The organism is Clostridium celatum (assembly GCF_021412605.1).
GTDB lineage: Bacteria > Bacillota > Clostridia > Clostridiales > Clostridiaceae > Clostridium > Clostridium celatum.
On the sequence record NZ_JAJKGM010000090.1, the window covers coordinates 1 to 1,756 of the forward strand.

A 1,756-nucleotide genomic window follows, 5' to 3' on the forward strand; every position below is an offset into this window, starting at 1 on the left:
AATGTGAATTATTAGCTAGAAGTGCAGCATAAAAAAGTTTGACTTTTTGTGTCCAAAATATTGACATAAGACCAATTTCATGGACACGTATCTTCCCAAATGGTGATGATTTAGTACCAAATGAAGAAGGATTAAAATTTTATGAAGATATTTTCTTAGAACTTAAAAAATATAATATAGAGCCATTAGTTACATTAACTCATTTTGATGTTCCTATGCATCTTGTAGAAAAATACGGTGCTTGGAGAAGTAGAGAGATGATTGATTTTCATCAAAGATACTGCGCTACTGTATTTAAGCGTTATAAGGGATTAGTTAAATATTGGTTAACATTTAATGAGATTAATATGTTATTACATGCACCTTTTGTTGGAGCTGGACTTTGCTTTGAAGAAGGCGAAGATGAAACTCAAGCAAAATATCAAGCTGCACATCATCAATTAGTTGCTAGTTCATTAGCTACAAAGCTTGCACATGAAATTGATCCAGAAAATAAAGTTGGTTGTATGTTAGCTGGTGGTAACAATTATCCATATTCATGTAGACCAGAAGATTACCATAAGGCTATAATTCAAGATCATGAAGGATATTTCTTTATTGATATACAAGCAAGAGGATATTATCCAGCTTATGCAAAAAAGAAATTTGAAAGAGAAAATATAGTTATAAATATGGCAGCTGATGATGAAGCTATATTAAGAGAATACCCAGTTGATTTTGTATCTTTCTCATATTATTGTTCTCGTGTTGTTAGCGCTTTTCCTAACGATAAAATGGAGACAGCAGGGAATATATATGGTTCTATAAAAAATCCTTATTTAAAATCAACTGAATGGGGATGGCAAATAGATCCACTTGGATTAAGAAATTCATTAAATGTTTTATATGATCGTTATCAAAAACCATTATTTATTGTTGAAAATGGGTTAGGAGCTATAGATAATCCAGATGAAAATGGATATGTAGAAGATGATTATCGTATAGAATATCTTAGAGAACATATAAAAGCTTTAAAAGATGCTGTAGAAATAGATGGAATTGATTTATTAGGATATACAACTTGGGGATGTATCGATTTAGTTGCTTCTAGTACAGGTGAAATGAGCAAAAGATATGGATTTATTTATGTGGATAGAGATAACTATGGAAATGGAACTAATAAAAGAACTAAGAAAAAATCATTTTATTGGTATAAAAAAGTTATAGAAAGTAACGGTGAAGATATAGAATAAATAAAAAGCTCTATGATTATAGAAAGACCTATAATCATGGAGCTTTTAGTTATCGCCCCAGGGGAAAGGCGGAATTTGTAGAAAAATACCAGTTTAAATATAATCATGCTTTATAAGCATAATTATATATATAATATAGATATTAGACATTATTAAATATAGTATATAAAATAAAAGTATAGAAATTAAACATAAGGTTTTAGGAGGGTAATTATGGAATATGTAAAATTGGGAAATACAGGGTTAGAAGTATCAAAGATTTGTTTAGGTTGTATGAGCTTTGGGGATCCAGAAAAATGGATTCATAGCTGGGTATTAAATGAAGAAGAATCAAGAAAAATAATTAAAAAATCTTTAGAGTTAGGAATAAATTTTTTTGATACAGCTAATGTCTATGGATTAGGCACAAGTGAGGAAATATTAGGACGTGCATTAAAGGATTATGCCAATTGGTGTTAGTATAAAGTAGTGGACACATTAAATCGAACTAAGTAAAATAATATTTAGTTAAGAAAGGATGTGTC

The 1,756-nt window shown here is 29.4% G+C and carries 1 protein-coding gene and 1 pseudogene; both read left to right on the forward strand.

Annotated features, from left to right (window positions below):
* The first annotated feature begins 38 nt into the window (after nucleotides 1-38).
* Nucleotides 39-1,232 carry a 6-phospho-beta-glucosidase gene (locus LPC13_RS16625; protein ID WP_234089025.1) on the forward strand — a complete coding sequence of 398 codons (1,194 nt, stop codon included), beginning with the start codon at nucleotides 39-41 and terminating at the stop codon, nucleotides 1,230-1,232.
* Between the two features lie 213 nt (nucleotides 1,233-1,445).
* Nucleotides 1,446-1,679: pseudogene (locus tag LPC13_RS16630) on the forward strand (aldo/keto reductase); the annotation flags it as partial.
* Between the last annotated feature and the right edge of the window lie 77 nt (nucleotides 1,680-1,756).